Here is a 24,893-nt window from a genome sequence, read left to right on the forward strand (position 1 = left end):
TGAATTCATAAGTGCAGCGGATCACGTACGGATCTGTGCCGGCCTTGGATCCTGGCGAGGCGAAAAAATTCCATGAAACTTCAGGCCCGTACGAAAGGGTTCTCACGCATCTCTTCGCCGAGGCGGGTATCCGGGCCATGACCGGTCACCACGACGGCCTGTTCATCCAAGCGGTACAGTCGCTCCTTGATGGAACGAACGATAGACCGCTGATCGCCACCCCACAAATCAGTACGTCCGATACCACGCCGGAACAGCGTGTCGCCGGCGATCAGCAGCTTGTGCTCGGCGAACCAGAAACTCATCGAGCCAGGCGTGTGCCCCGGGGTGTGCAACGCCACGCCGCAGCCGCAGGCCAATTCTTCGTCGTCGGCCAGCCAACGGTCCGGCGAGGGCACAGGCGTATAAGGCACGCCGAACGCCTGGCACTGCATTTCGAGGTTGTCCCACAGCGGTTGGTCGGCCTTGTGCAGGTGCAACGTGGCCCCCGTCAACGCCTTGAGCCGACCGGAGGCGAGGAAGTGATCGAAATGCGCGTGGGTGTGAATGATGCTGACCAAGGTCAGCCCGTGGTGTTGCAGGCGGTCGAGGATCTTCTGCTCGTCGCCGCCTGGGTCGACGACGATGGCTTTCTTGCTCAGCGGGTCGCCGATCAGCGTGCAGTTGCACTGCAACGGGCCGACGGGAAAAGTTTCGCGGATCAGCGATACCGATGGGTTTTCCATGAGCCCTGCCCCTCAATCAAAAAGTGTCCGGCCAAAGAGACTCCAAGGACGTCTCCAGGCATGCTTGGGGAGCAGGGTAACGAAAGAAACACCGGGCGACATCCTGGGCGGATGCGCGCCAGCGAATTCAGGGCAAATACAGCCGGAACAACCCGCCACCCAACGGCCCACCATTGGCGATCTCGATCCGCCCTTGCACGCCGTTGCGCTCGTGCAAGGCGGCAATACGCGCCGCGAAGTACAACCCCAGCCCGGTGCTGCCGCTCTGCTGATCGATGCCCTGCACATAGTCGCTCTGGCGCTCGAGCATACGCTGTGGATAACCCGCGCCGTCGTCGTTCACGCAGATGACCAATTGCTCGCCCTGCTCCTCGATGCTGATCAGCAACGCGTGACCGGCGTAGCGGATGGCGTTGCTGAGCACATTGGCTACCACCGAGGCGACCAGCTCGCGGTCGAAGAAACCCAACGGGTTATCGGTGTCGATGCGCCAAGTGGCGAGAATGTCGCGGTGGCGCAGCACTTCCTGGTGAGCGGCGAGCTGGGACTCGATGAAGTCGTCCAGCTCGTGGTAGTCAGGGCACACCGGCAACTGGTTGACACCCAGTTTGTACAGCCCCAGCAGCTGCACCAGCATGCCATTGAGGTGGCTGAATTCATGCTCCATGACCCCTTGCTCGGGGCCACCCTGCAACGCCTCGGGCAGGCGTGCCAGCCACTGGTTGTGGGCCTGGATCAGCGCCGACAAGGAATTCTTCAAGTCGTGCACGGTGGAGGCGATCACCGTGGAAAAATCCAGCCCCTGATTGTCCTGGTTCATGCGCCGAATACTCGCACGTGCAGCTTGCGGTAGCGATCGAAACGACTGTCGCTGCTCGGGATGCCAGCCACACAGGTCAGGCAACTGCGGCACTCCTGCATCAACTCGGGCGGTGGATTCTCGCCACCAATGCGCAACAGGGCCTGCGCGGTATTCAAGGCAATACTGATGTTCTTCGGCTGTAACGACAGGGCCTTGCGGAACATGCCCAACGCTTCGGCGAGCTGCCCACCCTGGTAAGCGCGCACGCCCTGGCGGTTGAGATCGACGGCTTCGGTCACCGCGCCAAGTACCGTAGGGTCATCGGTCAGTTTGGAGACGCTTTGCATCACCTTCGGGTCGTCGCCGTAGGTCTCCACGCACCCTTTGAGAATCGAGGTGCCCGCCCCTTCCTGGCCCAGTTGCTGCAATTGCTTGGCGACGGTTAGCGCCGCATCCACCGAGAAGAACTGATCCATCTTCTCCAGGCGCTGCATGGCCTGTTCGGTGAGCTTGGCGGCGGTGTCCGCATCGCCCGCCTGCTGCAGGCTGGCGGCCTTCATCAGGCGCGCGCGCACTTGCAGACCCTGGTCCTCGACGTGCTCCTTGGCCACTTCGCTGAGCACGGTATTGATCTCCACGCGGGTGCGCGCGTCCAGACCAAAACCTGCGTTCTTGTTCATCAGGGCCTGGGCCAAGCCCAGGTTGCTCTCGGCATCCTTGTAGCGCGAACTCTGCCCTTGGTTGACCGAGTGCCGATAGGCCTTCGAAGCGGTCTCGAAATCCGCGTTCTCCAGCGCCAGCTTGCCCAGCGCCGCCTGCCGTCGCACCGCCAACGGCGAAAGACGCACCGCTTCTTCAAGCATGTGCTGGGCACGGCGGCTCTCGCCTTGGGCCACCAGCACTTCGGCCATGCCGTCGTACAGGCTGGGCATGATCGGGAAAGCCTTCAGCGCCTGCTCGTAGACGCCTTGGGCCTGTGCATGCTGACCGCGCTTGTGCAGCAGGCTGCCGAGCGCCGCGTACACCCATGGCTGCGGGCGGCTGGCGAGGATGCTCTTGAGAAACTTCTCAAGCTCGTCGAAGCGATTCAAATCGCGCAGGGCGTCGGCCCGATAACGCAGGCACAACGGCGCAAAGCGCGGGTCCTTCTTGCACAGCTCGGCGCATGCGGCCAGCACCTGAGCCGGCTGGCCACGGTCGAGGGCTTGCAGGATCGGCTTGAGCAGCGTCTTGCGCTGCTCCAGTTTTTCCAGGCGTTGGGCTAGGCCCACACGGTTGAAGGGCTTGGTCAGATACGCATCGGGCTCATGCTCGATGGCGCTGAGGACGATGGACTGGCTGCTCTCGGCGGTGACCATGATGAACACGCACTCATGGCTGATCAGCTTGTCGAGGAGCAGGTCTTCGAGCACTTGCTGGCCATTCTTCTTGCCATCGCCGAGGTGGAAATCCTGCAGGATGAAGTCGTAGCGTTTCTGCCCACACATGCGCAACGCCTGCTCACCGCTGTCAGCGGTATCGACGTCGCGAACGCCCAGTTCGCGCAGCATGGAGCGGGTCGACGTTCGGAAATCGGTGAAGTCGTCGACGATCAGAAAGCTTTTTTGCCCGTACTGCAGCATCAGGACAACCTGTCGTGGAAAAAGGAGAGATGGCGCATGGCGACGTACGCCACCGAAAGGGGTATCGGCAACGCTACGGGAAAGATGAGCCCAAGAGGCAACGCAAATGATGGCCTATGGCCGCCATCTTAACGGGCAATGCGCCAGGTCGCTACCGTTAGGCTAGCAACCCCAAGGCCTTGGCCCGCGCCACGGCCTGTGTGCGACGCTCGACGCCAAGCTTGCTGTTGATATGGCTGGCGTGAGTCTTGACGGTGTGCAGGGAGATGAACAAGCGCTCGCTGATCTGCTGGTTCGAGCATCCCTGGGCGATCAGCTCCAATACTGCAAGCTCGCGCCCGCTCAAGTGTTCGCTGGGGCCTGCGAGGGTGTCGGGCACCTCCGGCAGACGGGCCAGCACTTGGGCGTGGATCGAGCATGGCATACGGCTGGCGAGTTGCTCACGCAGCCACGCCGGATGCTCTTCTATCAGTCGCTGGAAAGCCTGCAACCCTCCGCCCTGAGCCGCCTCAAGCGCTTGCGCGAACAGCTTGCTGGCTTCGCCTTCACGTCTCTGCGCCAGGAGCAGCCCCACGCACTGGCACAGCGCACAGACCACCAGCATCATGCCGCCACTGGCGCGCCCCCTGGCGATCAAAGCCTGTAGCCGCGCCTCGGCGTCGCTCGGGCGCTCAAGCACCTGCTCGAGCAGGGCTTGTTGCAACTCGATGTGCAGCGGCAACAGTGGGTGGAACTCGGGGGCTGCGGCCGGCTGCTCACCACCGTAGGTCTGGCCCAGGCGCAGCAGCCAGGATTCGGCGAGGTCGGTACGCCCCTGGGCCAGCCACAGCTCGCATTTCACCAGGGTGATCATGGCCAGGTAGAAAATCGGCGGCACATCCCAGATGTGCATCAGCCGCTCGGCCTCGGCCAGTTCCGAGAACGCCTCGGCGTAACGCCCTTCACGTCCATCCAGCGACGCGATCACGCAATGGCCGATCAACACGCTGATATCGCGACAGGCGCGTGCCTCGCTCAGGCCGGCACGCAGCCGAGCGCGTGCCTGAGCCGGCTGCAACCGGGTGGCCAACAGGTAGCCTTCATACAACGTCAAGCGAGCACGTACGGCATACAGCCGCTGCCCGGACAGGCCTTGCAACCGCTGCATGCCATGGCGAACCTCATCGAGCGCCCTGAGCACCTCGCCACGCGCATGCAGTACCCGAGCCCGATCATAGTGGGCCAAGGCTTCGAACAACGGGTTGCCGACCCGCTGGGCCAGCTCCAGGGCTTCGCGATTCCAACCCCGGGCTCGCCAGAAGTCACCATCGGCGATGGCCAGGTTGGACAAGGTCGACAGGCACACCAGACGCTGCCCGTAGCGCTTGTCGGGCAAGCTCTGCAAGGCTTCGCCACAGTACGCGAGGGTGCGCTGACGATCGCCACGGCCACGCGCGATGATCCCGCTCAAGGCCAACCATTGGGCAAGCATCGAACGCTGCGCGGTGGCCGACGGCGCCGGCAGGAAACGGCTCAGGTAGGCGGCAAGCTCTTCGGCCGCATCCAACTGGCAAGCAAGCCCCAGCGCCCAGCTGTACAGCACGATCAGCCGCGGCGTGCTGATCAGCAAGCTGTCGGGCAAGTCCATTTTCCAGCGTAACAGCATGCCGACGTTCTGTTCGGCCAGCAGTTGCTCCTCGGACAGGCTTTGCACCAGGTCGGCGGCTACGTCCAAGTGGCCAGCTCGCAGTGCCTGCTCCACGGCCTCATCGAGCAGCCCCTGCCCCTCGAACCAGTGGCAGGCCCGCAGATGCAGGTCATTCAATGGCTCGCTAGCCTGACGACTGCGCAAAAGGTCAGAGAACAAGTGGTGATAGCGGAACCAACGGCCATGCTCATCGAGCGGCACCAGAAAGACCTGGTGGGCCTGCAAGTAACGCAGGATATCGGCACTATCATGACGCTCGCGCAAGGCGTCGCACAGCTCGGCGCAGAAACGCTCCTGGCAGGCGGTGTCGAAGAGGAACGCCTGCACCGGCGCTGGCAGTATCTCGATCACCTCTTCGAGCAAGTAATCGCGGATCAGCCCTTCACCGCCATGTAAGGCCTGGGGCAAGGCGCCGTCATCGCCCGCCTCGCTGGCTGCCAGTTGCCAGAAGCGCAAGCCCGCGACCCAGCCGTCGCTACGCTGGATCAAATTGTCCAACGCCTGCCCGCGCAGGCCCGTGGGTTGGCGGCCAATTACCGCCAGCGACTCGTCGGGGGTCAAGCGCAAATCCTGCTCGTTGAGTTCGACCAGTTGGCGCGACAGGCGCAGACGTGCCAAGTGCCAGTCCGGGCGCTGCCGACTGGTGACCAACAGGACCAGCCCGGCGGGCAGGTGATTGAGGAAGAACTGCAAGCAGCGATCGAGTACCGGGCCTTGAGCCAGGTGATAGTCGTCGAGCACCAGCAGCAGCGGCGTATCGGCGTGCAGGTACTGCGCCAACTCATCCAGCAGGCTGTCGAGCCATTCCTCGAAGGCGAACGGTTGGTGGCGCTGGCGCATCTTCAACAGCCCCAAGGCTTGGCCACCCAACGCCGGGCAGAATTGCTGCAAACCCTCCAGCAGGCGCTCGAGAAAACGCCCGGGATCGGCATCCCGCTGGCTCAATCCCAACCAGAGGCTACGCCAGTGGCTGGGCAGCGCCTGACAGAACTCGATCGCCAGTGAACTCTTGCCGAAGCCCGCTGGCGCATTGACCAGTAACAGCCGCCCGGCCAACCCACCGTTGAGACGCTGGCACAAGCGCGGCCTGGGCACATGGGCTTCTGGCAACGGTGGCCGGAAAAAACGACCGTCCAACAGGCCCAGGGCCTGGCTGGCGACTCCATGCATACGGGACAGGTCTGTCATGGCCGGCTCGTTCTATTGGAAAGACTTCGGCAATACGGATCTTTGCGAGACTAGCCGCAAACGCGACCCATTTGAAGGCGATGGGCTCGATTTGCGCAAAAAGACTACGACAAAAAGAAACAACGCCGGCCAGCATCAGCCGCGCAGATGATGCGCTATAAACCAACCCTGGCCGGTAGCGGCCTGCGCAAACAGAAACGCCCCGGCAAGCCGGGGCGTTCTGGGAGTTTACAAGGAGCCGCAAGGCGTCAGGTCAACGCACCCCCGCCTGGCGCAGCGCTGCTGGCTGGAAGTCGGCCTTGCTGGCGCTGAAGCCGAAGTTATAGGCGCTCTTCTCTTCGTTCTTCATACCCAAGGCCAGGTAGCGACCCGACTGCAAGTCGTAGATGGCTTCGAGGGTGTACCACGGCACCTGTACGTTGTAGTAAGGCTGGGCATGGGCCTCGGACACGCGCCACAGCTGATTGCGACCGTCGTACTGGTCAATCACCGCGGCTTGCCAGGTGTCTTCGTCGATGTAAAAGTCACGCTTGGCGTAGATATGCCGCTGGCCTGGTTTGAGGGTCGCGACCACATGCCACACCCGACGCAGCTCGTAGCGGGCCAGATCCTGGTTGATGTGGCCAGCCTTGATGATGTCGGAGTACTTGAGCTTCGGGTCGTCCAGCTTGAAGGCGTTGGAGGCGATGTACATCTCCTTCTTGCCTTCGAGTTTCCAGTCGTAACGATCCGGTGCACCGTTGTACATATCCAGGTTGTCGGAGGTACGCAGGCCGTCGGCGGCAGTACCCGGACCGTCGTAGGACACCTGTGGTGCCTGGCGTACGCGGCGCTGGCCGGCGTTGTAGATCCACGCCTTGCGCGGCTCCTTGACCTGGTCGAGGGTCTCGTGCACCAGCAGTACAGTACCGGCCAGACGTGCCGGTGCAGTCACTTCCTGCTTGAAGTAGAACAGGATGTTGCCGGGGTTGGCCGGGTCGTAGTCCTTCATCCGGTCACGGAAGACGAACTGATCCTGGAAATACACCAGGCTGTAGGAGCCGTTCTGCTGCGGCGTGGCCTGGGTCACCAGGCGTGTGACGCTACCACCGCGGTAGCGGGTGATGTGGTTCCAGATCACCTCCAGGCCGTCCTTGGGAATCGGGAACGGCACAGCGGTGCGGAAGTTGTTCAGGCCGTTGCCGCCTTCGACCAGGGTGGTCTTGGTGGCGTTTTCCTTGATGGCGGCAAACACCTCATCCGGGACCGTGGCGCCACGGTGGGTCTTGTACACCGGGATCTTGAAGCTATCCGGGTAGCGCTTGAGCATCGCCAGTTGGCCTGGCGAAAGCTTGTCCTTGTACTGGTCGGCGTTCTGCGCGGTGATGGTGAACAGCGGTTTGTCGCTGCCGTAAGGGTCGGACAGGAAGCCCTTGGCATCGACGCTACCCGCCGACTTGGAAAGCGGCTCCCAGGCACCGATGGAGCCGTCGGCGTTGCCGGCTTTTTCGGCGCCCATCGGCGTAAGCGTGCTGCCCAACTTGGCCGCTTCATCGGCAGAAACCGCAGCCATGACGCTGGTCGCCAGCAGGGACAGGCCCAGTACACCGGCTTTCAGCAGACCTTTGGTCATATTCATTCTGTGTCGTCCTGAATTAGAAGTTCATGCCGAAGCTGAGGGCGATGAAATCGCGGTCATCCACGGTGGTGTACTTGCCATCGAAGAAGTTGGTGTAGGACAGGCTGGCCGTGTAGGTGTTCTGGTACTCGGCATCCAGACCCAGGCTGACGGCCTTGCGGCCCTCCTCGAAGTTACCGCCAGGGCCCGGCGAGTAGCCCTCGACGTCGTGGGACCAGGCAACGCTAGGCTTGAGGTTGACCCCTGCGAAGAAGTCCGGGTACTCCCAGATGGCGCGAGCACGGTAGCCCCAGGAGGTGCTGGTGGTGAAGCCGTCGCTGTTGCAGTTGCGCGACAGGTTGGCCGTCGAACTGCCCAGGCCGGAGCCGCCGATGGTGCTGCCGTTGAGTGCGACGCACGTGCCATTGGGCAACTCGCCCGGGCCGTAGACCGGGTCACGCCCGTAGCGGACCTTGCTGGTGCTTTCCAGCCCTCCGACATGCGTCACACCGACCTCGCCAACGACGGTAAGCCTGCTGGCCCCCATCACTTGATCGAAGAAGTGGGTGAAGGTCGTTTGGAACTGGGTGATTTCCTTACGGCGATACCCGTGCAGGTCCTGGCCTGGAACGCCATCGAGCAGCGAAGCATTACCGAACACCGGGCCGCCCAGCGGCTTGACGCCAGCGAAGAGAATATCGGTACTGTTCAGTTGTACGGGCGCGTTCGGACGGTAGCTGAGTTCACCGCTCCAGGCCGTCCCCGTGGGCAAGGTGGTGGAGAAGCTCAGGCCGTACAGGCGAATGTCTTCTGGATACTCGACGAAGTACTTCGAATTACCCGCGATGACCAGTGGTGCCAATTGCCCGAAACCGCCGCCGTTGGCGATGTCGAACAGCGCCTGTGGCGCGCCGGTGGCACTGAAGATCGGCGCCCGGCTGTGGTAGTTCATGAAGTAGGCACCGAACTCGGTGTCCAGCGGTTCGAACATGTAGCGGAACGCCACACCGAACTGACCGCCATCGCGCGCATCACGATCGGCAGAGCGACGCACCAGCACACCTTCATCGTTGTAGTCGACGCCGCTGGCAGCCAAGGCGGCCTGGGCACCGGCCGGCAACTGACCGAGCACACGGCCACTGTTCAGTACCCGCAGGTTGTTGGTGCAACCATCGGCGATGATGTCTGGCTGCGAGAAGAACGTGCCGCAGTTGTCGACGACGGTCTGGTCCCATTCGATCTGGTAGAACGCTTCGGCCGACAGGTTATCGGTCAGGCTCTGGGAGATGTAGAACATGTTGACCGGAATCAGGCCTTCCTTCACCTCCGAGCCCGGACGGCGGAAGGCGGACACGTCGATCGGGTTGATCGAGTTGATACCGCCGCCGATGAAGGTACTTTCGCCCCAGCTGACCACCTGCTTGCCGAAGCGCACAGAGCCCGGCATGTCACCGATGGAATAGTTGTGATAGATGAAGGCGTCGAGGATTTCCCCGCCCGACGATTTGGCCCCTTCCTTGCGGTTGGAGTCGCTGATGTCCTTGAACTCGCGATGTTCGTCCTTGAGTTCGAAGTCATACCAGTACTTGCCGCGCACGAATACGCCGGTATCGCCGTACTTGAGTTCGAGATCGTGGATGCCTTTGAAGATCTTCGAGAACGTCTCACCTTTCTTGAAGTTCAGGTGACCGTCGTCGGAGGTCTGCGACAAGCCCTTGCCACCGTTGTTGACCCCAATGAGGTTCTTGTTGGGGCTGGCGGTCGACCAACTGGCGCCAATGGAGAGCGACGAGTCGAACTGGCCTTCGATTTCACCGATATTGAAGCTGACAGCGAAAGCAGGACTTGCGAGCGTGGAAGCGAGGCTGACGGCCAAGGGCAGTCTTGCCCGACGCCAGAACGGGTTTGCAGATGTCATCGACGCTACTCCATGTACTTTATTGTTATGGCAGTGAGTCCCTTCAGAAACGGCCCGAGCGCCCGGTGACACCGGCTCCTGCGCTTGGCGACAGGCACGTTGCGTGTCGCCTTCCCCATTCCTGAAATTCCCCTGACCCGACTATAGCCAGCGGTCTCAGGTGCATGATCCCTCTAAAGTGTGATTTGTGTTCCGAGGTGACCGCAGCGACCCGCCTGTGCGCTGACCGCTCACAAGCATGGACCATTTTTCTCGTTTGACAAGGCGCCAGCCGCTCTAGCGTAAGGTCCGGGCCCGAATAGGCCCAGACCTTACCCGCATCACAGGGTCGAGAGAAATGCGCTGTTGCTCGCCTGCCAATCGCTGATATCCACGCGAATGCGCTTTTTATCGAGTTTGCCGACACTGGTCTTGGGAATTTCAGTAACAACGGCAATCTGGCTGGGAATCGCCCATTTATTGATATGCCCCTGCTCGACAAACGGTTTGAGGTGCTCCTTCAACACGCGCGCATCGAGGGCGTGCCCCTCGCGCACCACCACCAGGGCAAACGGGCGCTCGCCCCACTGCGGGTCAGGCACCCCCACCACCGCCACCTCGCGCACCGCCGAGTGGCGGCTGATCAGGTCCTCGAGGTCCAGCGACGAGATCCACTCGCCACCGGTCTTGATCACATCCTTGATGCGATCGCGGATGTCGATGAAGCCCATGCCGTCGAGCGTCGCGACGTCACCGGTATGCAGCCAGCCGCCCTGCCACAGCTCCTCGCTCTTTTCGGCTTCCTTGAAGTAGCCCATGGTCAACCAGGGTGCGCGCAGCACCAGCTCACCCTGAGTCTCACCATCGGCCGGCAGGAACTGGCCGTTGCCATCGACGATGGCGGCCTCCACCAGCGGCACCGGCACGCCGGCCTTGATTCGATACGTGACGCGCTCATCCTCGCTGCCGGCCTGCAGTTCGTCGTTCAGGTGCGCCGCGCTGATCAGCGGGCAGGTTTCGGACATGCCATACGCCGCAGTGAGCTGGATGCCACGTGCCAGGGCGGCTTCGTAGAGGGCGCGGTTGAGCGCACTGCCACCGATGATGATCTTCCAGCCGCCGAAATCCTGTCCCTGCGAGGCAGCGCAGTGGAGCAGCATTTGCAGGATGGTGGGGACGCAGTGAGAGAACGTGACCTGCTCTTCACGCCACAACTTGACCAGCATGTCGGGCTCGTAGCGCCCCGGATAGACCTGCTTCATACCCAACATGGTGGCGGCATACGGGATACCCCAGGCGTGCACGTGGAACATCGGCGTGATGGGCATGTACACATCATCGCTGCCCAGCAGGCGCACGCTGTCGATACTCCCGGTCACCGAGGTTTCGGCGAGGGTGTGCAGCACCAATTGCCGATGGGTGAAATACACACCCTTGGGGTTACCGGTGGTGCCGGTGGTGTAAAAGGTGGTGGCCACGGAATGCTCGTCGAAGTCGGGGAAGTCGTAGTGCGGGCTCGCGGCGGCCAGCAGTTGCTCGTATTCGCCCACCAGATCGGGCAAATCGGCCGACTTTTGCGCAGCGTCAGTCAGCAGCAGCGTCTTGTCGACGGTGGTCAACTGCCCGGCGATGCTCTGATAAAGACCGACAAAATCGCTGTTGACCAGCACCAAGCGGTCTTCGGCGTGGTTCATGGTGTAGAGGATCTGCTCTGGCGAGAGGCGCACGTTGATGGTATGCACCACTGCCCCGATCATTGGGATGGCGAACATGCACTCCAGGTAGCGATGGCTGTCCCAGTCCATCACCGCCACGGTGTCACCGGCCTTTACCCCGGCGGCGGTCAGTACGTTGGCCAGCCGTGCGATACGCTCGACCAGCTGTGGATATGTCAGCCTGACCTGGTCGCGATAGACGATCTCGCGGGTTTTCTCATAGCGGCTGCCCGACATCAGCAGGCGCTTGATCAGCAGCGGGTATTGGTAGGCGCCTTCGGCTGGCTTGATGATGCGCGTCTGCAACATAGATATCCCTTTTCTCGAAAACAGGCCGGACATTTCAGACAGTTACTGTAGTTCGGTGACGCACCGGTCAAATCAGCCGAAGGAATGATTTGCCGCGCCAAGGTATGACTGGCGGCCCTGGCGTTGACGAGCGGCGCCTGTGGAACGGACACTCGCGTAACCGCTTGAAGCGAATGCCACCCCACTTTCGTTCCGCCATGCCATTGGAGGGCACCATGCCCAGCTTGCGTCGCGCCGTGTTTCTCGACCACCACTCCCTCGACCTTGGGGACCTCGACCTGTCGCCACTCAAGCAGCAGTTCGATGCCCTCGAACTGTTCGCCGCCACTGCCCCCGAGCAGGTCGCCGAACGCCTGCAAGGCGCCAGCGTGGTGATCAGCAACAAGGTCATGCTCGACCAGCCGACCCTCGCCGCCAACCCCCAGCTCAAGCTCATCCTGGTGGCCGCCACCGGCACCAACAATGTCGACCTGGCCGCCGCCCGCGCCCAGGGCATTACCGTGTGCAATTGCCAGGGCTACGGCACGCCGTCGGTGGCCCAGCACACCATCGCCTTGCTGCTGGCACTGGCCACGCGCCTGTGCGACTACAACCAGGCCGTGGCTGCCGGTCAATGGGCCAAGGCCAGCCAGTTCTGCCTGTTGGACTTCCCCATCGTCGAACTGCAAGGCAAGACCTTGGGCCTGCTCGGCCATGGCGAACTCGGTGGGGCCGTGGCGCGCCTTGCCGAGGCGTTCGGCATGCGCGTGCTCAGCGGGCAGATTCCGGGGCGGCCGCCGCGTGCCGACCGCTTGCCGCTGGAGGAGCTGCTGCCGCAGGTCGATGCGCTGACCCTGCACTGCCCCCTCAACGCACAAACCCGGCACATGCTTGGCGCCCGCGAACTGGCGCTGCTCAAGCCCAACGCCTTGGTCGTCAATACCGCACGTGGCGGGCTGATCGACGAGCAGGCCCTGGCCGATGCGCTGCGCCGTGGTCATCTGGGTGGTGCGGCTACCGATGTGCTGAGCGTCGAGCCGCCGGTCAACGGCAACCCGTTGCTGGCAGCGGATATCCCACGCCTGATCATCACCCCGCACAGCGCATGGGGGGCGGTGGAAGCACGCCAGCGCATCGTCGGCCAACTCGCCGAGAACGCCCAGGCCTTCTTCTGCGGCGACGCGCGGCGAGTGGTCGGCTGATCAACGGGCGGCTCTGCTACACTGCGCCACTTTTTCAGGAGGCGTCGTCCATGGACCCGCGCAGTGAAGTGTTGCTCCGCCAGGCGGACCTGTTCCAGGGTTCGCTGCTGATCGCCGGCCTCGCCGCCGACAGCTTGCTCGGCGAGCTGCCCCAAGCCCAGGGCTGGACTTGGCACGCCGGCGATCAAGCGCTGTTGCAGAGCCGTTTCACAGCGCGTGTTCACCACGGCGTCGAAGTCCCCGATGTGGCCTTCGACAGCGCCGTACTGTTCTTGCCCAAGTCCCGCGAGCTGACCGCCTACCTGCTCAACGCCCTGGCCTCGCGCCTGGCCGGCCGTAGCCTGTACCTGGTCGGCGAAAAACGCGGCGGAATCGAGGGCGCCGCCAAACAACTGCAAGCCTTCGGCAAGCCGCGCAAGCTGGACAGCGCGCGGCATTGCCAGCTGTGGCAGGTAACGGTGGACAATGCGCCGGAGGCCAAACCGCTACAAAGCCTGGCTGAACGTTTCGAGCTGACGCTCGCCGATGGCCCGCTGCACGTGATCAGCCTGCCCGGTGTGTTCAGCCATGGGCGCCTGGATAAGGGCAGCGCACTGCTGCTGGAACACCTCGACGCGCTGCCGAACGGCCATGTGCTGGACTTCGGGTGTGGCGCTGGGGTGCTGGGGGCGACGGTCAAGCGCCGTTATCCACAGAGCCGGGTCACGCTGCTGGATGTTGACGCCTTCGCCGTGGCGGCCAGCCGCATGACCTTGGCAGCCAATGGCCTGGAAGGCGAGGTGATCAGCGGTGACGGTATCGACGCAGCGCCGACCGATCTGGACCTGATCCTGAGCAACCCGCCGTTTCACTCCGGGGTGCACACCAACTATCAGGCATCGGAAAATCTGCTGAAAAAATCGGGGCAACATCTGCGAAAAGGGGGCGAAATACGCCTTGTCGCAAACAGTTTCCTACGCTACCAACCGCTGATCGAGGACGCCTTGGGCAACTGCGAGGTGCGCGCCGACGCGCACGGTTTCCGAATCTATCGCGCCACCCGCACTTGAAAAACAGCGCTTGCCTAATGCGCTGGGCGTAGGCAGAATCCGCTCCGTCCTAGGGGAGTAGTCTCCCGCGAGCGTCCTGCTCGCCCGGTACGCGTCAACATACTTGGCCCACAGGCCATGGCGCGTGCGACCCACGATCCACGTAGATGGATCCAGGGTTTGACAAGACCTATGACACGCACACCTTACCCGGGGCGGGGAGGCTGTTCGTGTCATAGCCGTGTCGACCCGCCCCCGTAGGAATCCTGATGCTGGAATCGCTGCTCGTCCCCACCGCTATCGTTGCCCTCGCTGAAATCGGCGACAAGACGCAACTGCTTGCCCTCATTCTCGCAGCCCGCTTTAGAAAGCCCTGGCCGATCATCGCCGGTATCGTTGCCGCGACCTTGGCCAACCATGCCGCCGCAGGTGCCGTAGGCGCCTGGGTCAGCGGTTTCTTCAGCGAATCGGTGCTGCACTGGATCCTGGCCGCAAGTTTCACCGCCACCGCACTGTGGACCCTGGTGCCAGACAAGATGGACGATGACGAAACCAGCAATGCGCGCCGTTTCGGGCCTTTCCTGACCACGCTGATCGCGTTCTTCCTGGCCGAGATTGGTGACAAAACTCAGGTCGCCACGGTGATGCTTGCTGCACAGTACCCGCACCTGATCATGGTCATCATCGGCACCACCCTGGGCATGCTGATCGCCAACGTGCCGGTGGTGCTGGCAGGCAACTTCGCTGCCGAGAAACTGCCGCTGACCTTGATCCGTCGCCTGGCGGCTGCGGCGTTCTTCGTACTGGCCGTGGTGGCCGTGTACTCGGCCATGAAGACCAGTGGCTGGGTCGGCTGAAGGCTGCGAGCTGCAAGTGGCTTGCCTCAAGCTGCAAGAAAAAGCAGATTCGCTTCGTCTTGCAGCTTGAAGCTTGAAGCTTACTTCTTAGACGCCTGATACAGCGGCATCACCTTGGGAATGGCTGCCTGCAGCGATGCAATGCGGCTGCTGGAAGCCGGGTGGGTGCTCATGAACTCGGGCGGTGCACCTTCGGACGCCTTGCTCATCTTGTTCCAAAGGGTGATCGCGGCGTTCGGGTCATAACCGGCGCGGGCCGAAAGCTCAAGCCCGATCAGGTCGGCTTCGTTCTCGTTGGCACGGCTGTTGGGCAATGTCATCGCGTAATTCACCACAGTGTCGGCCATCGCCATGCTGTCCTGGCCCAAACCGAACAATGCCCCCGCCCCCTGGCGCGCCATTTCCACGCCATAGGCCTTGGACATCGCCTCGCGGCTGTGCTCGCGCAAGGCATGGGCAATTTCGTGGCCTACCACGGCAGCAATTTCAGCGTCGGTCAGTTTGAGCTGATCGATCAGACCGGTGTAGACGATGATCTTGCCGCCAGGACCGCAATTGGCGTTAAGCTCGTCGCTCTTGATCACGTTGACTTCCCACTTCCACTGCGCGGCATCCGGCCGGAACTGCGGAGCCTGGGCAATCAGTCGGTCAGCGATGGCTTGCACGCGCTTGGCATCGGCACTGGACTTGTCCAGCACACCCTTGTTGGACGCTTCGCTCAACGTCTGCTGGTACGACTGGGCATACATCTGGTTGACCTCATCGGTCGAGAGCATGCTGAACATGTACTGCTGGCGCTGTACGCCGACGGCACCACCACTGGTGGTATTGACCGCCTGGCAGCCGGCGAGTAGGACGCTTGCAGTCAGCAGGCTGACAACGAATGACTTACGCATAAAACACTCCCTATTTACGTGCCGCGTATCCTAGGCGCTGAGGCCAGGCGCCGCCAGAGCCCCGAGGGCATTTTCCGACACGCGCTCAGCGTTATGCCTCTAACTCTCAGCCTCAGGCCGGCGTCAGGCACTCCGGCCCGTCAAGCTTCGGATCGTTGACGAACAGCGCCAGCGCCCGTTCGCGCAAGCTCGCCGGCGGCTTGGCCAGCAGCTCGTGCAGGCGTGCCAGGGGCGTGTCGGGGTCCAGCCAAATGGCCTGTTCGGCCTCATCCAGTATCAGGGGGCGGCGCTGGTTCATCGCCGCCTGGGTGACCACCGCGCAGCTCAGCCACACATGCTCCTGCACCGGATACGCCTCCCACACGGCGGCAAAGAACAGCGAAGCGCCCTCCCCCGGCGTGACCCAATACGGCCGCTTGCGCACCGTGCCGCGCCACTCGTAGAAACCGTTGGCCGGCATCAGGCAACGCCGATGGCGCAAGGCCTCACGAAACATCGGCTGTTCGGCCAAGGTTTCGGCGCGGGCCTGGGCGGGTGTGCGGGAGAGGTCGGTCAGCCAGGCGGGGGTCAGCCCCCAGCGTGCACTGGCCAGTTGCTGCAAGCCGTCGAGCTGACGCAGGATCAGCACCGAGGCGCCGGGCGCGATGTTCCATTGCGCTGGCTGGCCAGCGGGAAAGCCGGGCAAGCTAGCAAAGGCCTGGGACCAGCGGAAAAGGGCGTAGCGTCCACACATGGGCGAAATCAAAACCTAGCAGATCAGGGTTCCCGGATAACTGTCCGGTTCGTCGCCGACAAGGGGCTGGGCAGCATTGTACGCATCGATCAGCTGCCGTGCGTAACCGGCTTGCTCGTCAGGCACCGCCAGCCCCAACAGTCCCTGCATCGGCAGTTCCCCGACGCCGCCCATCAGGTCGCGGCCCACCAGATGCACTTCGATCCCCTCGCTGACCAGCATGCCTACCAGCATTTGTGCCTCCAGCAGGCTTTCCGGCTCGTAGATTCGCTGCATCAGGCGTCATCCTCGCGGCGCACTTCAATCATCCATTCGTCATCATGCACCTGCAGCCTGATCACGACAGGCCGGCAACAGACCTGGCAGTCTTCGATATAGTCCTGGTCCCCGCCGGAGATGTCGACGGTAGTCTCCACAGGCTCACCGCAATACGGGCAGTCGTAGAAGTCAGTTTCCAGCATCGCGGCCTCCGCAGTGACTTGTGCGTATAATTGCCGGTCTGATTACAGGGCCCGAGTGTGTCCGAGCCATTTTTCGGACCCCGTCCCTACCTATTACCCTAGCCGTTTCCAACAAGAGAGCATGATGGGCGAATTCGATGCCATCCGACCGTACGACGACGCTGAAGTGCCTGCCGTTCTGGCACGCCTGCTCAGCGACCCGGCATTCCTCGATATCCTCACCCACTTCCGCTTCCCGCGTGCGGCAGGTGCGTTCGGCTGGCTACTCAAGCCGCTGATCGCCCGGCGCCTGCGCCAGGAGTTCGCCGGCGTCACCTGCGTCTCCACCCTGCAGGACAAGGTCGAGTACTACGTCGATCGCACCATCGACCGCGCCACCGACGGCGTCACCTATACCGGCGTCGAGCAGCTCAAGGCGGGCACTGCCTACCTGTTCCTGGCCAACCACCGCGACATCGTGATGGACCCGGCCTTCGTCAACTATGCGGTGTACCACGCAGGCCTGCCCACCCCGCGCATCGCCATTGGCGACAACCTGCTGCAAAAGCCGTTCGTCAGCGACATGATGCGCCTGAACAAGAGCTTCATCGTGCACCGCTCGATCAGTGGCCGACGCGAGAAACTGGCCGCTTACCAATTGCTGTCGGCCTACATCAATCATTCGATCCGCAACGACGGCGCCTCGATCTGGATCGCCCAGGCCGAGGGCCGCGCGAAGGACGGAGACGATCGTACCGATTCGGCGATCCTCAAGATGTTCCACATGAGCCGCAAGGACGAGCCGTTCGGTGCGGTGATCCAAGGTTTGAACCTGATTCCGGTGTCGATCAGCTACGAATACGACCCGTGCGACCAAGCCAAGGCCCGCGAGCTTTATATACGCGCCACCACCGGCAGCTACACCAAGGTACCTGGCGAGGACGACAACAGCATCGCCCAGGGCATCACCGGTTACAAAGGCCGGGTGCACATCAACTTCGCCCCAGCGGTGACCGAGTACCACGAGGACACCAAGCAACTGGCGCAGGCGATAGACCGGCAGATTCTCGGCGGCTACCGGCTGTTCCCGGTGCACTATCTGGCTTACGCGATGTGGGCCGAGCAGGACGAAGCACTGGCGGTGCCGAGCGCCGAGAAAGTGTTCCCGTCCGAAGAGCTGCAAAAAGCCCGGGAAGAATGGCAGCGCCGCCTGGACGCCTGCCCGGCGGAGTATCGACCGTATCTGGTGCAGCAGTATGCGACGCCGGTACGCAACCAGTACCAGGTCAAGCAGCAGGCGACAGTCGCCTGATCAGTCGGGGCCGCAAAGCGGCCCCTGTTCGTTCAGATCCAGGTACTGAACCAGGACAGCAGCAGCGCCATCGCCAGGCACGAAAAACCGAGGATGTAATAGTAGCGAGGCACCCGCAGGTCGAAGGCCTCGAGCATGCCCTCATCCGCTGCCAGGCGCTCGCGAGCCATGGCAGCTCTGCGCCGGGCGCTTTGCAGCAAGAGCCCGCCCGGGCAGGTGATCAGCAGGGCCAGCAGGTTGATCAGCTTGGCGGGATGGGCGATCAAAAAGCCCATGAGCACTTGCAACGACATCGACACGACCTCGGTTACGCTTCAGCAAAGCTTGGCATTCTACCTAAGCCAAGCGCTCAGCCCCGCGCTTTGCCGACCAAGTGTCACTCGATTTCATCTGTCACACGCCCGTCATCAAGACAGGCCACCCTGTCGGCCTTCAACCGAACCGGAGCTTGTCATGCTGCACGCCGAAAACCAGGACCGCCTCTACCTCGTGGCCCAGAGCGACGAACAGCAGGCGCTGATCGACGGTTTCGCCATCAATGTCCAGGACCGCCAGTGGCTGGTGTACTGCGCCCTTGGCGGGCACAGCCACGACGACCTGCCCGAAGTCGACACGCAGACCGGTATCAGCCTGCTGGATTTCCACGTCCAGGCCGCGTGAACCCAAGACGTGCGCCAGCCCTGCGAGACGTTCACAAAAAAGCCCGCTGCCTGGTACCCAGGCAGCGGGCTCTTGCATTGCAGCTGAGTGCTTACTCGCCCAGTACCTGACCGATGGTCGGGTCCTTGAACAGGCGAGTCAGGGCGTCGCTCAGCACGTCGCTGACCAGCTTGGTGTTGGTTTCCTGATTAGGCGCCATGCCGAAGCGCTGGTCCAGGGACGCGCCGTAGCGACCGCTATAGCGGCGGTTGGCGTTGGACACATCGGCCCGGAAGGTGGCGCCAATCGTGGCCTCGGTCACGTACATCTTGTCCTTGGGCGACTGGTACTTGAGTTCTGCCAGGGTCACGGTCAGTTGCGGAGCGTTGTAGGCGCTCGGCGTCGGGGTGAAGCCAAGCAAGCGCACCGCCGCCTCGGCCTGGGCCTGCAGCTTGGGCACGACATCGTTGCCATTGACCGTGATGGTGCTGGTTTCAGGGTACATGCCACCGCGGGTGCCCAGCGACTGCGAAGCCCGGCCATCGACCACCTTGACCACCACCGGCTGGCCATGGCCGACCGGCGCCAGTTGCTGGGTGAGCTTGGGCTGCGGGCTGAGTTGTTGCGGGCTGTGAGCACAACCGGCCAGGCTCAGGCTGGCCACCGCGAACAAACCGAACAACAGACGTTGCAACATGCGCGTTTCTCCAGAAAAAGCGGCAAAGGTCCACAGTATACCCAGCGGTAAGCTGTAAGCGGCAAGCTACAAGAAAAAGCCGCCCAACCTGCGCTCTGCTATCAATTGCCGCTTGCCGCTCAAAGCTTGCCGGCGCCCGTTGTCACAATGGTTTCATGGCCTGGCGCTTACTCTTGCCTCAGCCCGATCCGAACAGGACACCCCGCCATGACCTCGCTCTGGAACCTGCTGCTGCAACGCCCTCGCCCCGCCACCTACGCCCGCCTCGACAGCAACGGTATCTGCCTGGGCTTCAAGCAATGCAACCAGCCACCGGCCGGGGCTGGCTGGGTCCAGGTCAGCGAAGCCTACCTGGGCTGGCTCGGTCAACCTCTGCCGGCCAACGCTCGGGTTTGCCCTCGCGCAAGGCGCCGTTGGCAGCAACGCATCCTGCCGGCCTGACAAACGCTGCAATAAAAACCAAGAAGAACGACATTTCTGCCCGCGACCTCGTTATAATCTTCCCCCGATTATAAGGACGTCTCCTGATCGGGCCCCGCATTCGCCGATTGACCCCCGGCACCCTCGACGCTTCGCCCACAGAGAGCCTTCCACTCAGGTCTTGCATTGGCTGTCGTGCCTGCTGTTCCCGGCCTTCACCTCGCATGAACCTGCGGGTTGCCATCGCGCAGTCCACTTTTGAGGTTCACGTCTCCAAAAGAGCGTGAAAAAACGGTTTTTCACTACTTCACAAGAGTGTGGCGAGCAAATGAACAGTCTGGCATGTGCAAAAGCGGCAGATGTGTCCCTAACAGCCCTGAACAGACGGCAAAAGCGCTCCAGCTGGATAGGAGCCTGAGGCCGGTCCATGACGCACGACGGATCACTTGACCATAAGTCGAATTGCCGCACCGGCGGCAAACGGCGTTCAATAGCTGAACACCCGAGACTGATTGGCGGTATCCGCGGAAGTTGAAAGAACTGCGAAGAGTCGGACATGGCGATCCTGGCAACCCCGGAGATCCTATGCTGTCAATTAGGTGCTGTAGATTGTGGAGACGCGTTAAATGGCGCAGAACGAATCGGTTGATGTAGTACTGGTAGGCGCGGGCATCATGAGTGCCACCCTGGCCGTACTGCTCAAGGAGCTCGACCCGACCTTGAAGCTTGAGGTCATCGAGGCCATGGACTCCGGGGCCGCGGAGAGTTCCAACCCTTGGAACAACGCCGGTACCGGCCATGCCGGCCTGTGCGAGCTGAATTACACCCCGCAGGCCGCCGATGGCAGCATCGACATCAAGAAGGCCGTGCACATCAACACCCAGTTCGAGGTTTCGCGCCAGTTCTGGGCCTACCTGAGCAAGAAAGGCAGCTTCGGCTCGCCACGTGCGTTTATCAACCCAGTCCCGCACCTGAGCTACGTCGAAGGTGATAAAGGTATCGACTTCCTCAAGAAGCGCTTCGAGCTGCTCAAGCAGCACCATGCCTTCGCGCAGATGGAGTACACCGAAGACAAGGCACTGATGAACGAGTGGATGCCGCTGATGATGCCAGGCCGCCCGGCCGACCAGCGCATCGCCGCCACCCGCGTGCTCAAGGGGACCGACGTCAACTTCGGCGCGCTGACCAACAAGCTGCTCAAGCAACTGGGCAGCAGCCCGGACGCCCAGGTCAAGTACAGCAAGAAGGTCGTCGGCCTGCGCCGTAACGGCAGCGGCTGGACCGTGAGCATCAAGGACGTCAACAGCGGCAGCAGCCGCGAAGTGGACGCCCGCTTCGTCTTCCTCGGTGCCGGCGGCGCGGCACTGCCGCTACTGCAAGCCTCTGGCATTCCAGAAAGCAAAGGCTTTGGCGGCTTCCCGGTCAGTGGCCAGTGGCTGCGCTGCGACAACCCGGAAATCGTCAAGCAGCACCAGGCCAAGGTCTACAGCCAGGCGGCCGTCGGTGCACCGCCCATGTCGGTGCCGCACCTTGACACCCGCGTGGTCGATGGCAAGAAATCGCTGCTGTTCGGACCCTACGCAGGCTTTACCACCAAGTTCCTCAAACACGGCTCGTTCCTCGACCTGCCACTGTCGGTGCGCATGGGCAACATCGGCCCGATGCTGGCGGTCGCACGCGACAACATGGACCTGACCAAGTACCTGGTCAGCGAAGTGATGCAGTCGATGGAGCAACGCCTGGAATCGCTGCGTCGCTTCTACCCTGAAGCCAAGGCCGAAGACTGGCGCCTGGAAGTGGCCGGCCAGCGCGTGCAGATCATCAAGAAAGATCCGAAGAAAGGCGGCATCCTGCAGTTCGGCACCGAGCTGGTTTCGGCCCAGGACGGTAGCCTGGCTGCACTGCTGGGCGCATCGCCTGGCGCTTCGGTGACCGTGTCGATCATGCTCGAGCTGATCGAACGCTGCTTCCCGGAGCAAGCCAAAGGCGCCTGGGCCGCCAAGCTCAAGGAGATCTTCCCTGCGCGTGAGAAGGTCCTGGCGACGGACGCTGCGCTGTACCACAAGATCAGCGCCGACAACGACGTGGCACTGGAGCTAGTGGAAAGCAGCCCGGCCAAGCACTACGCCTGACCCGGCAGCAACGAAAAAACGCCCCTTGGGGTAATGCCAGTCAGCTAAGCCTGTGTTGCAGTAGTTGGGGCCGCAAAGCGGCCCCATTGGCTTAACTGACGGGCATTACCCCTCGGGGCGTTTTTTTGTGCCTGTAGCTGAGCAAGGCCCACCACTGTAGGACGGGCAGGAAAGCACTGCGAGCAGCCCCGGCGATTGTGCAGCATGCCGATTTCCGGGGGCCGCTGCGCGCCCCTTTCGCGGCGCAAGGCCGCTCCTACAGGGAGCAAATCAGGCGAAGCGGATCAGCCGCGGGCGTTATCGATGATCTCGATGTACTCCGGCGCGTTGCGCTGGTCGGCGATCACTTCGACGAAGGTCTTGCCGTGTTCGTCCTTGCCGTCCAGGTCCAGGCCCGCCTCGACGAAGAAACCCACGAAACGCGCGAAATCATCGACGCGCAGGCCACGATAAGCCTTGATCAACTTGTGGTGCGCGGGCGAGGTCAGGCCATCGGCCGGCTCGAACTGCAGGAAGGTCTTGATGTAGTCATCGCTGATTTCGTCACCAATAACCTGTTTCTTGTCTTTACGCATCGCCGACTCCAACTAAGCCATCACGGAATTTCGAAGGCCGGCAGTGTAACCCCCGGCCCCTCGCGCCTCAACGCGTACGTACGGTGCCGGTGTGCAGGTCGGCCCAGACATGCCCGTTGGGGTAGCTGAGGAACTGCACGTAGAGCGTCTCGTTGCGCAGCAGGTCCATGATCACCCGGTAGTCGGCCATCGGGTAATTGAGCGTAAGGGTGCGGGTCTTGTCGTCGTACACCGGCTTCTTCAGGCTCTTGCCGCCCTCGCCATCGAACGTCAGCAGCACCTGGGCGATGCTCGCGCCCTTGTTCATGGGCTTGCCTTTCAAGCGCATCTGCAACGACGAGGTAATCGGGATCGGTTGTTGGTCTGACTGACGCTGGGTGCCGACCACCACCGAATAGTCGGTGACCTGCAACAACTGCTGCGCGCTTGGCGCTTGCTGACGCAGGGAAAGGTCATCGGGCGGCAGGAACTGGCTGTGCAGCGGTGCAGCAGACAGCGGCAGGCTCACGGCCAGCAGCAGGGGAATGAGTGCGCGCATGTGAGGCTCCTTGGCAAGAGCAGGCACTCTAGCACGCCCGATTTGCCGGCACCGACCTGATCGCGGTCAGTCGAACTGCGCGCGCATCCAGGCCTGGTACTGGGCAGCACCCGGCTCGCCCTCGCGGGGCGCCCAAGGGGCAAGCTCGCCCTCGCCAATCGGCCGATAGGGGCCGGCCTTGCACTCGAACAAAATGCTGTCGGGCTCCAGCACCACCAGGCCATGGTAAGTACCTGGCGCCAGATCGACGCCCAGGCAATCGCCACCGGCTTGCAGCACCCGCGTATCCAGCACACGGCCCTGTGCATCGAAGATCAGCAGGCCCAGCCGGCCCTTGAGCACGATCAACACCTCGGCCTTGTCTTCGCTCAAGTGGCGATGAGGCGGGATGTAGGTATCCGGCTGCAATCCGACGGCCATGCGATGGCAGGGCTCGTCCATCGTATGGAAGTTATGGTGCTGTCGGCCTCGGGGATTGGCCGCCGCTTGAGCGGCCAGCCCGGCGAACAACGACTGGTCGAGAAACGCGGGCTGGCGCATGCTCACAGGCCTTTGACAGCAAAGATGCCGTTGGCGTTGCGCCAGTAGCCTTTGTAGTCCATGCCGTAGCCGAAGATGTAGCGGTCCACGCAAGGCAGGCCCGCGTAGTTGGCTTTCAGGTCAGGGCTGGCCTTGCGGTCGTGTTGCTTGTCGATCAGCACGGCAGTGTGCACCGAGCGCGCACCAGCGTGCTTGCAGAACTCGATGATGGCGCTGAGGGTATGGCCTTCGTCGAGGATGTCGTCGACGATCAGGACATCACGGTCGATGAACGAGACTTCCGGCTTGGCTTTCCAGAACAACTCACCGCCGCTGGTCTGATTGCGGTAGCGCGTTGCGTGCAGGTACGAGGCCTCCAGCGGGAACTGCAAGTGGGTCAGCAACTTGCCGGCGAAGATAAGGCCGCCGTTCATCACGCAGAAGACCACCGGGTTCTTGTCGTGCAGATCCTTGCTGATCTGCTTGCCGACCTCGGCGATGGCCGCCTCGACCTGGGCTTCGTTGTACAGGCAATCAGCCTCGTGCATCACTTGACGGATGTGCTCAAGATCGGCGGACATGGCGCTCTCCAGGGGGGGCAATTTGGAAAAGCGGGCAAAGGTACGCATCCGCTCGCCCCAGATCAAGCCTTTATGGACTAACGTGCACAATGACTGCACGACAGGCTGGACTGAATAGATTAATCTAGCGCGGTTTTTTTGCCCGCCTTCCGGAGCCCCCCTATGCCCACTCGTGAGATCCGCCATCCGCTGATCCGCCACAAGCTCGGCCTGATGCGCCGCGCCGACATCAGCACCAAGAATTTTCGCGAACTCGCCCAGGAAGTCGGCGCGCTGCTGACCTATGAAGCTACCCAGGACCTGCCCCTGGAAACCTACGAGATCGATGGTTGGTGCGGCAAGGTTCAAGTCGAGAAAATCGCCGGCAAGAAGATCACCGTGGTGCCGATCCTACGCGCCGGTATCGGCATGCTCGATGGCGTGCTCAGCCTGATTCCGGGCGCCAAGGTCAGCGCTGTGGGCGTTGCCCGCAACGAGGAAACCCTCGAAGCGCACACCTACCTTGAAAAGCTCGCCCCCGACATCAACCAGCGCCTGGCCCTGATCATCGACCCGATGCTGGCCACCGGTGGCTCGATGGTCGCCACCATCGACCTGCTGAAAAAAGCCGGCTGCAAGGAAATCCGCGCCATGGTGCTGGTCGCCGCACCCGAGGGTATCGCCGTGGTGGAAAAAGCCCACCCCGACGTGCAGATCTACACCGCATCGATCGACCAACGCCTGAACGAGCACGGCTACATCGTCCCAGGCCTGGGCGATGCGGGCGACAAGATCTTCGGCACCAAGCAGAAGGACGCCTGATC

The 24,893-nt window shown here is 62.4% G+C and carries 25 protein-coding genes and 1 riboswitch; of the genes, 8 read left to right on the forward strand and 17 right to left on the reverse strand.

Annotated elements, in window-relative coordinates; all coding sequences use genetic code 11:
* Window positions 1–80 precede the first annotated feature (80 nt).
* The 7 genes from FEM01_RS08425 to FEM01_RS08460 form a co-directional block, all read right to left on the reverse strand.
* Window positions 81–725, reverse strand: coding sequence for an MBL fold metallo-hydrolase (locus FEM01_RS08425; protein ID WP_138218971.1), 645 nt, complete (start codon window positions 723–725; stop codon window positions 81–83).
* Between the two features lie 127 nt (window positions 726–852).
* Window positions 853–1,545 (reverse strand): sensor histidine kinase, encoded by a 693-nt coding sequence (locus FEM01_RS08430; RefSeq protein ID WP_138218972.1) that lies wholly within the window; start codon window positions 1,543–1,545, stop codon window positions 853–855.
* Window positions 1,542–3,149, reverse strand: coding sequence for a tetratricopeptide repeat-containing response regulator (locus tag FEM01_RS08435; RefSeq protein ID WP_138218973.1), 1,608 nt, complete (start codon window positions 3,147–3,149; stop codon window positions 1,542–1,544). The genes FEM01_RS08430 and FEM01_RS08435 overlap by 4 nt, the downstream gene beginning before the upstream one ends.
* Before the next feature lie 157 nt (window positions 3,150–3,306).
* Window positions 3,307–6,024 carry a LuxR C-terminal-related transcriptional regulator gene (locus FEM01_RS08440; protein ID WP_138218974.1) on the reverse strand — a complete coding sequence of 906 codons (2,718 nt, stop codon included), beginning with the start codon at window positions 6,022–6,024 and terminating at the stop codon, window positions 3,307–3,309.
* Between the two features lie 253 nt (window positions 6,025–6,277).
* The gene (locus FEM01_RS08445) at window positions 6,278–7,642 is read right to left on the reverse strand and encodes a DUF1329 domain-containing protein (RefSeq protein ID WP_138218975.1); all 1,365 of its coding nucleotides are present in this window, start codon (window positions 7,640–7,642) and stop codon (window positions 6,278–6,280) included.
* 16 nt (window positions 7,643–7,658) lie between these two features.
* Window positions 7,659–9,539 carry a DUF1302 domain-containing protein gene (locus FEM01_RS08450; protein WP_138218976.1) on the reverse strand — a complete coding sequence of 627 codons (1,881 nt, stop codon included), beginning with the start codon at window positions 9,537–9,539 and terminating at the stop codon, window positions 7,659–7,661.
* Window positions 9,540–9,859: 320 nt separating this feature from the next.
* Window positions 9,860–11,542 (reverse strand): fatty acid--CoA ligase, encoded by a 1,683-nt coding sequence (locus tag FEM01_RS08460; protein WP_138218977.1) that lies wholly within the window; start codon window positions 11,540–11,542, stop codon window positions 9,860–9,862.
* Window positions 11,543–11,757: 215 nt separating this feature from the next.
* On the opposite strand from FEM01_RS08460, the gene FEM01_RS08465 reads away from it, so the two are divergent.
* The 3 genes from FEM01_RS08465 to FEM01_RS08475 all read left to right on the forward strand — a co-directional run bounded on the left by FEM01_RS08465 (window position 11,758) and on the right by FEM01_RS08475 (window position 14,608).
* Window positions 11,758–12,723, forward strand: coding sequence for a 2-hydroxyacid dehydrogenase (locus tag FEM01_RS08465; protein WP_138218978.1), 966 nt, complete (start codon window positions 11,758–11,760; stop codon window positions 12,721–12,723).
* A gap of 50 nt (window positions 12,724–12,773) precedes the next feature.
* The gene (locus tag FEM01_RS08470) at window positions 12,774–13,772 is read left to right on the forward strand and encodes a class I SAM-dependent methyltransferase (RefSeq protein ID WP_138218979.1); all 999 of its coding nucleotides are present in this window, start codon (window positions 12,774–12,776) and stop codon (window positions 13,770–13,772) included.
* Window positions 13,773–13,811: 39 nt separating this feature from the next.
* A riboswitch (yybP-ykoY riboswitch) is annotated at window positions 13,812–13,933 on the forward strand.
* Window positions 13,934–14,020: 87 nt separating this feature from the next.
* A complete protein-coding gene (locus tag FEM01_RS08475) occupies window positions 14,021–14,608 on the forward strand; it encodes a TMEM165/GDT1 family protein (protein WP_138218980.1) in 588 nt (195 codons plus the stop codon).
* A gap of 80 nt (window positions 14,609–14,688) precedes the next feature.
* On the opposite strand, the gene FEM01_RS08480 is transcribed toward FEM01_RS08475, so the two are convergent.
* The 4 genes from FEM01_RS08480 to FEM01_RS08495 form a co-directional block, all read right to left on the reverse strand.
* Window positions 14,689–15,504 carry a M48 family metallopeptidase gene (locus tag FEM01_RS08480; protein WP_138218981.1) on the reverse strand — a complete coding sequence of 272 codons (816 nt, stop codon included), beginning with the start codon at window positions 15,502–15,504 and terminating at the stop codon, window positions 14,689–14,691.
* 112 nt (window positions 15,505–15,616) lie between these two features.
* Window positions 15,617–16,237 carry an SOS response-associated peptidase gene (locus tag FEM01_RS08485; RefSeq protein WP_138218982.1) on the reverse strand — a complete coding sequence of 207 codons (621 nt, stop codon included), beginning with the start codon at window positions 16,235–16,237 and terminating at the stop codon, window positions 15,617–15,619.
* Between the two features lie 15 nt (window positions 16,238–16,252).
* Window positions 16,253–16,513 carry a putative signal transducing protein gene (locus FEM01_RS08490; protein ID WP_138218983.1) on the reverse strand — a complete coding sequence of 87 codons (261 nt, stop codon included), beginning with the start codon at window positions 16,511–16,513 and terminating at the stop codon, window positions 16,253–16,255.
* Window positions 16,513–16,698, reverse strand: coding sequence for a CPXCG motif-containing cysteine-rich protein (locus FEM01_RS08495; protein ID WP_138218984.1), 186 nt, complete (start codon window positions 16,696–16,698; stop codon window positions 16,513–16,515). Before FEM01_RS08495 ends, FEM01_RS08490 begins: the two co-directional genes overlap by 1 nt.
* Before the next feature lie 121 nt (window positions 16,699–16,819).
* Here FEM01_RS08495 and FEM01_RS08500 point away from each other — a divergent pair, with 121 nt between their 5' ends.
* Entirely contained in the window at window positions 16,820–17,989 is a 1,170-nt protein-coding gene (locus FEM01_RS08500; RefSeq protein WP_138218985.1) for a 1-acyl-sn-glycerol-3-phosphate acyltransferase, read from the forward strand.
* Window positions 17,990–18,021: 32 nt separating this feature from the next.
* Here FEM01_RS08500 and FEM01_RS08505 read toward each other — a convergent pair whose 3' ends face one another.
* The gene (locus FEM01_RS08505) at window positions 18,022–18,282 is read right to left on the reverse strand and encodes a hypothetical protein (protein WP_138218986.1); all 261 of its coding nucleotides are present in this window, start codon (window positions 18,280–18,282) and stop codon (window positions 18,022–18,024) included.
* Window positions 18,283–18,442: 160 nt separating this feature from the next.
* On the opposite strand from FEM01_RS08505, the gene FEM01_RS08510 reads away from it, so the two are divergent.
* On the forward strand, window positions 18,443–18,649 hold the full coding sequence (locus tag FEM01_RS08510) for a hypothetical protein (protein WP_138218987.1): 207 nt from the start codon (window positions 18,443–18,445) through the stop codon (window positions 18,647–18,649).
* 91 nt (window positions 18,650–18,740) lie between these two features.
* Here the strand turns inward: FEM01_RS08510 and FEM01_RS08515 are convergent, their stop codons facing one another.
* On the reverse strand, window positions 18,741–19,325 hold the full coding sequence (locus FEM01_RS08515) for a YajG family lipoprotein (protein WP_138218988.1): 585 nt from the start codon (window positions 19,323–19,325) through the stop codon (window positions 18,741–18,743).
* 207 nt (window positions 19,326–19,532) lie between these two features.
* Here FEM01_RS08515 and FEM01_RS08520 point away from each other — a divergent pair, with 207 nt between their 5' ends.
* Together FEM01_RS08520 and mqo are read left to right on the forward strand one after the other, a co-directional pair.
* Window positions 19,533–19,766, forward strand: coding sequence for a hypothetical protein (locus FEM01_RS08520; RefSeq protein WP_138218989.1), 234 nt, complete (start codon window positions 19,533–19,535; stop codon window positions 19,764–19,766).
* 605 nt (window positions 19,767–20,371) lie between these two features.
* Entirely contained in the window at window positions 20,372–21,877 is a 1,506-nt protein-coding gene (gene mqo / locus FEM01_RS08525) for a malate dehydrogenase (quinone) (protein ID WP_138218990.1), read from the forward strand.
* A gap of 284 nt (window positions 21,878–22,161) precedes the next feature.
* On the opposite strand, the gene FEM01_RS08530 is transcribed toward mqo, so the two are convergent.
* The 4 genes from FEM01_RS08530 to FEM01_RS08545 form a co-directional block, all read right to left on the reverse strand.
* Complete coding sequence (locus tag FEM01_RS08530; RefSeq protein ID WP_138218991.1) at window positions 22,162–22,452, reverse strand: PA4642 family protein; 291 nt, start codon at window positions 22,450–22,452, stop codon at window positions 22,162–22,164.
* Window positions 22,453–22,519: 67 nt separating this feature from the next.
* Window positions 22,520–22,990, reverse strand: coding sequence for a hypothetical protein (locus FEM01_RS08535; RefSeq protein ID WP_138218992.1), 471 nt, complete (start codon window positions 22,988–22,990; stop codon window positions 22,520–22,522).
* A 66-nt stretch (window positions 22,991–23,056) separates the two neighbouring features.
* Window positions 23,057–23,530: a WbuC family cupin fold metalloprotein gene (locus FEM01_RS08540; protein WP_138218993.1), complete on the reverse strand. Its 474-nt coding sequence runs from the start codon at window positions 23,528–23,530 to the stop codon at window positions 23,057–23,059.
* A gap of 2 nt (window positions 23,531–23,532) precedes the next feature.
* On the reverse strand, window positions 23,533–24,090 hold the full coding sequence (locus FEM01_RS08545; protein WP_138218994.1) for a hypoxanthine-guanine phosphoribosyltransferase: 558 nt from the start codon (window positions 24,088–24,090) through the stop codon (window positions 23,533–23,535).
* Between the two features lie 162 nt (window positions 24,091–24,252).
* Here FEM01_RS08545 and upp point away from each other — a divergent pair, with 162 nt between their 5' ends.
* Complete coding sequence (upp, locus tag FEM01_RS08550; RefSeq protein ID WP_110638424.1) at window positions 24,253–24,891, forward strand: uracil phosphoribosyltransferase; 639 nt, start codon at window positions 24,253–24,255, stop codon at window positions 24,889–24,891.
* The last annotated feature ends 2 nt before the right edge of the window (window positions 24,892–24,893 follow it).

Origin of the sequence: Pseudomonas mosselii, assembly GCF_005796105.1 — a bacterium.
GTDB classification, from domain to species: domain Bacteria; phylum Pseudomonadota; class Gammaproteobacteria; order Pseudomonadales; family Pseudomonadaceae; genus Aquipseudomonas; species Aquipseudomonas mosselii_C.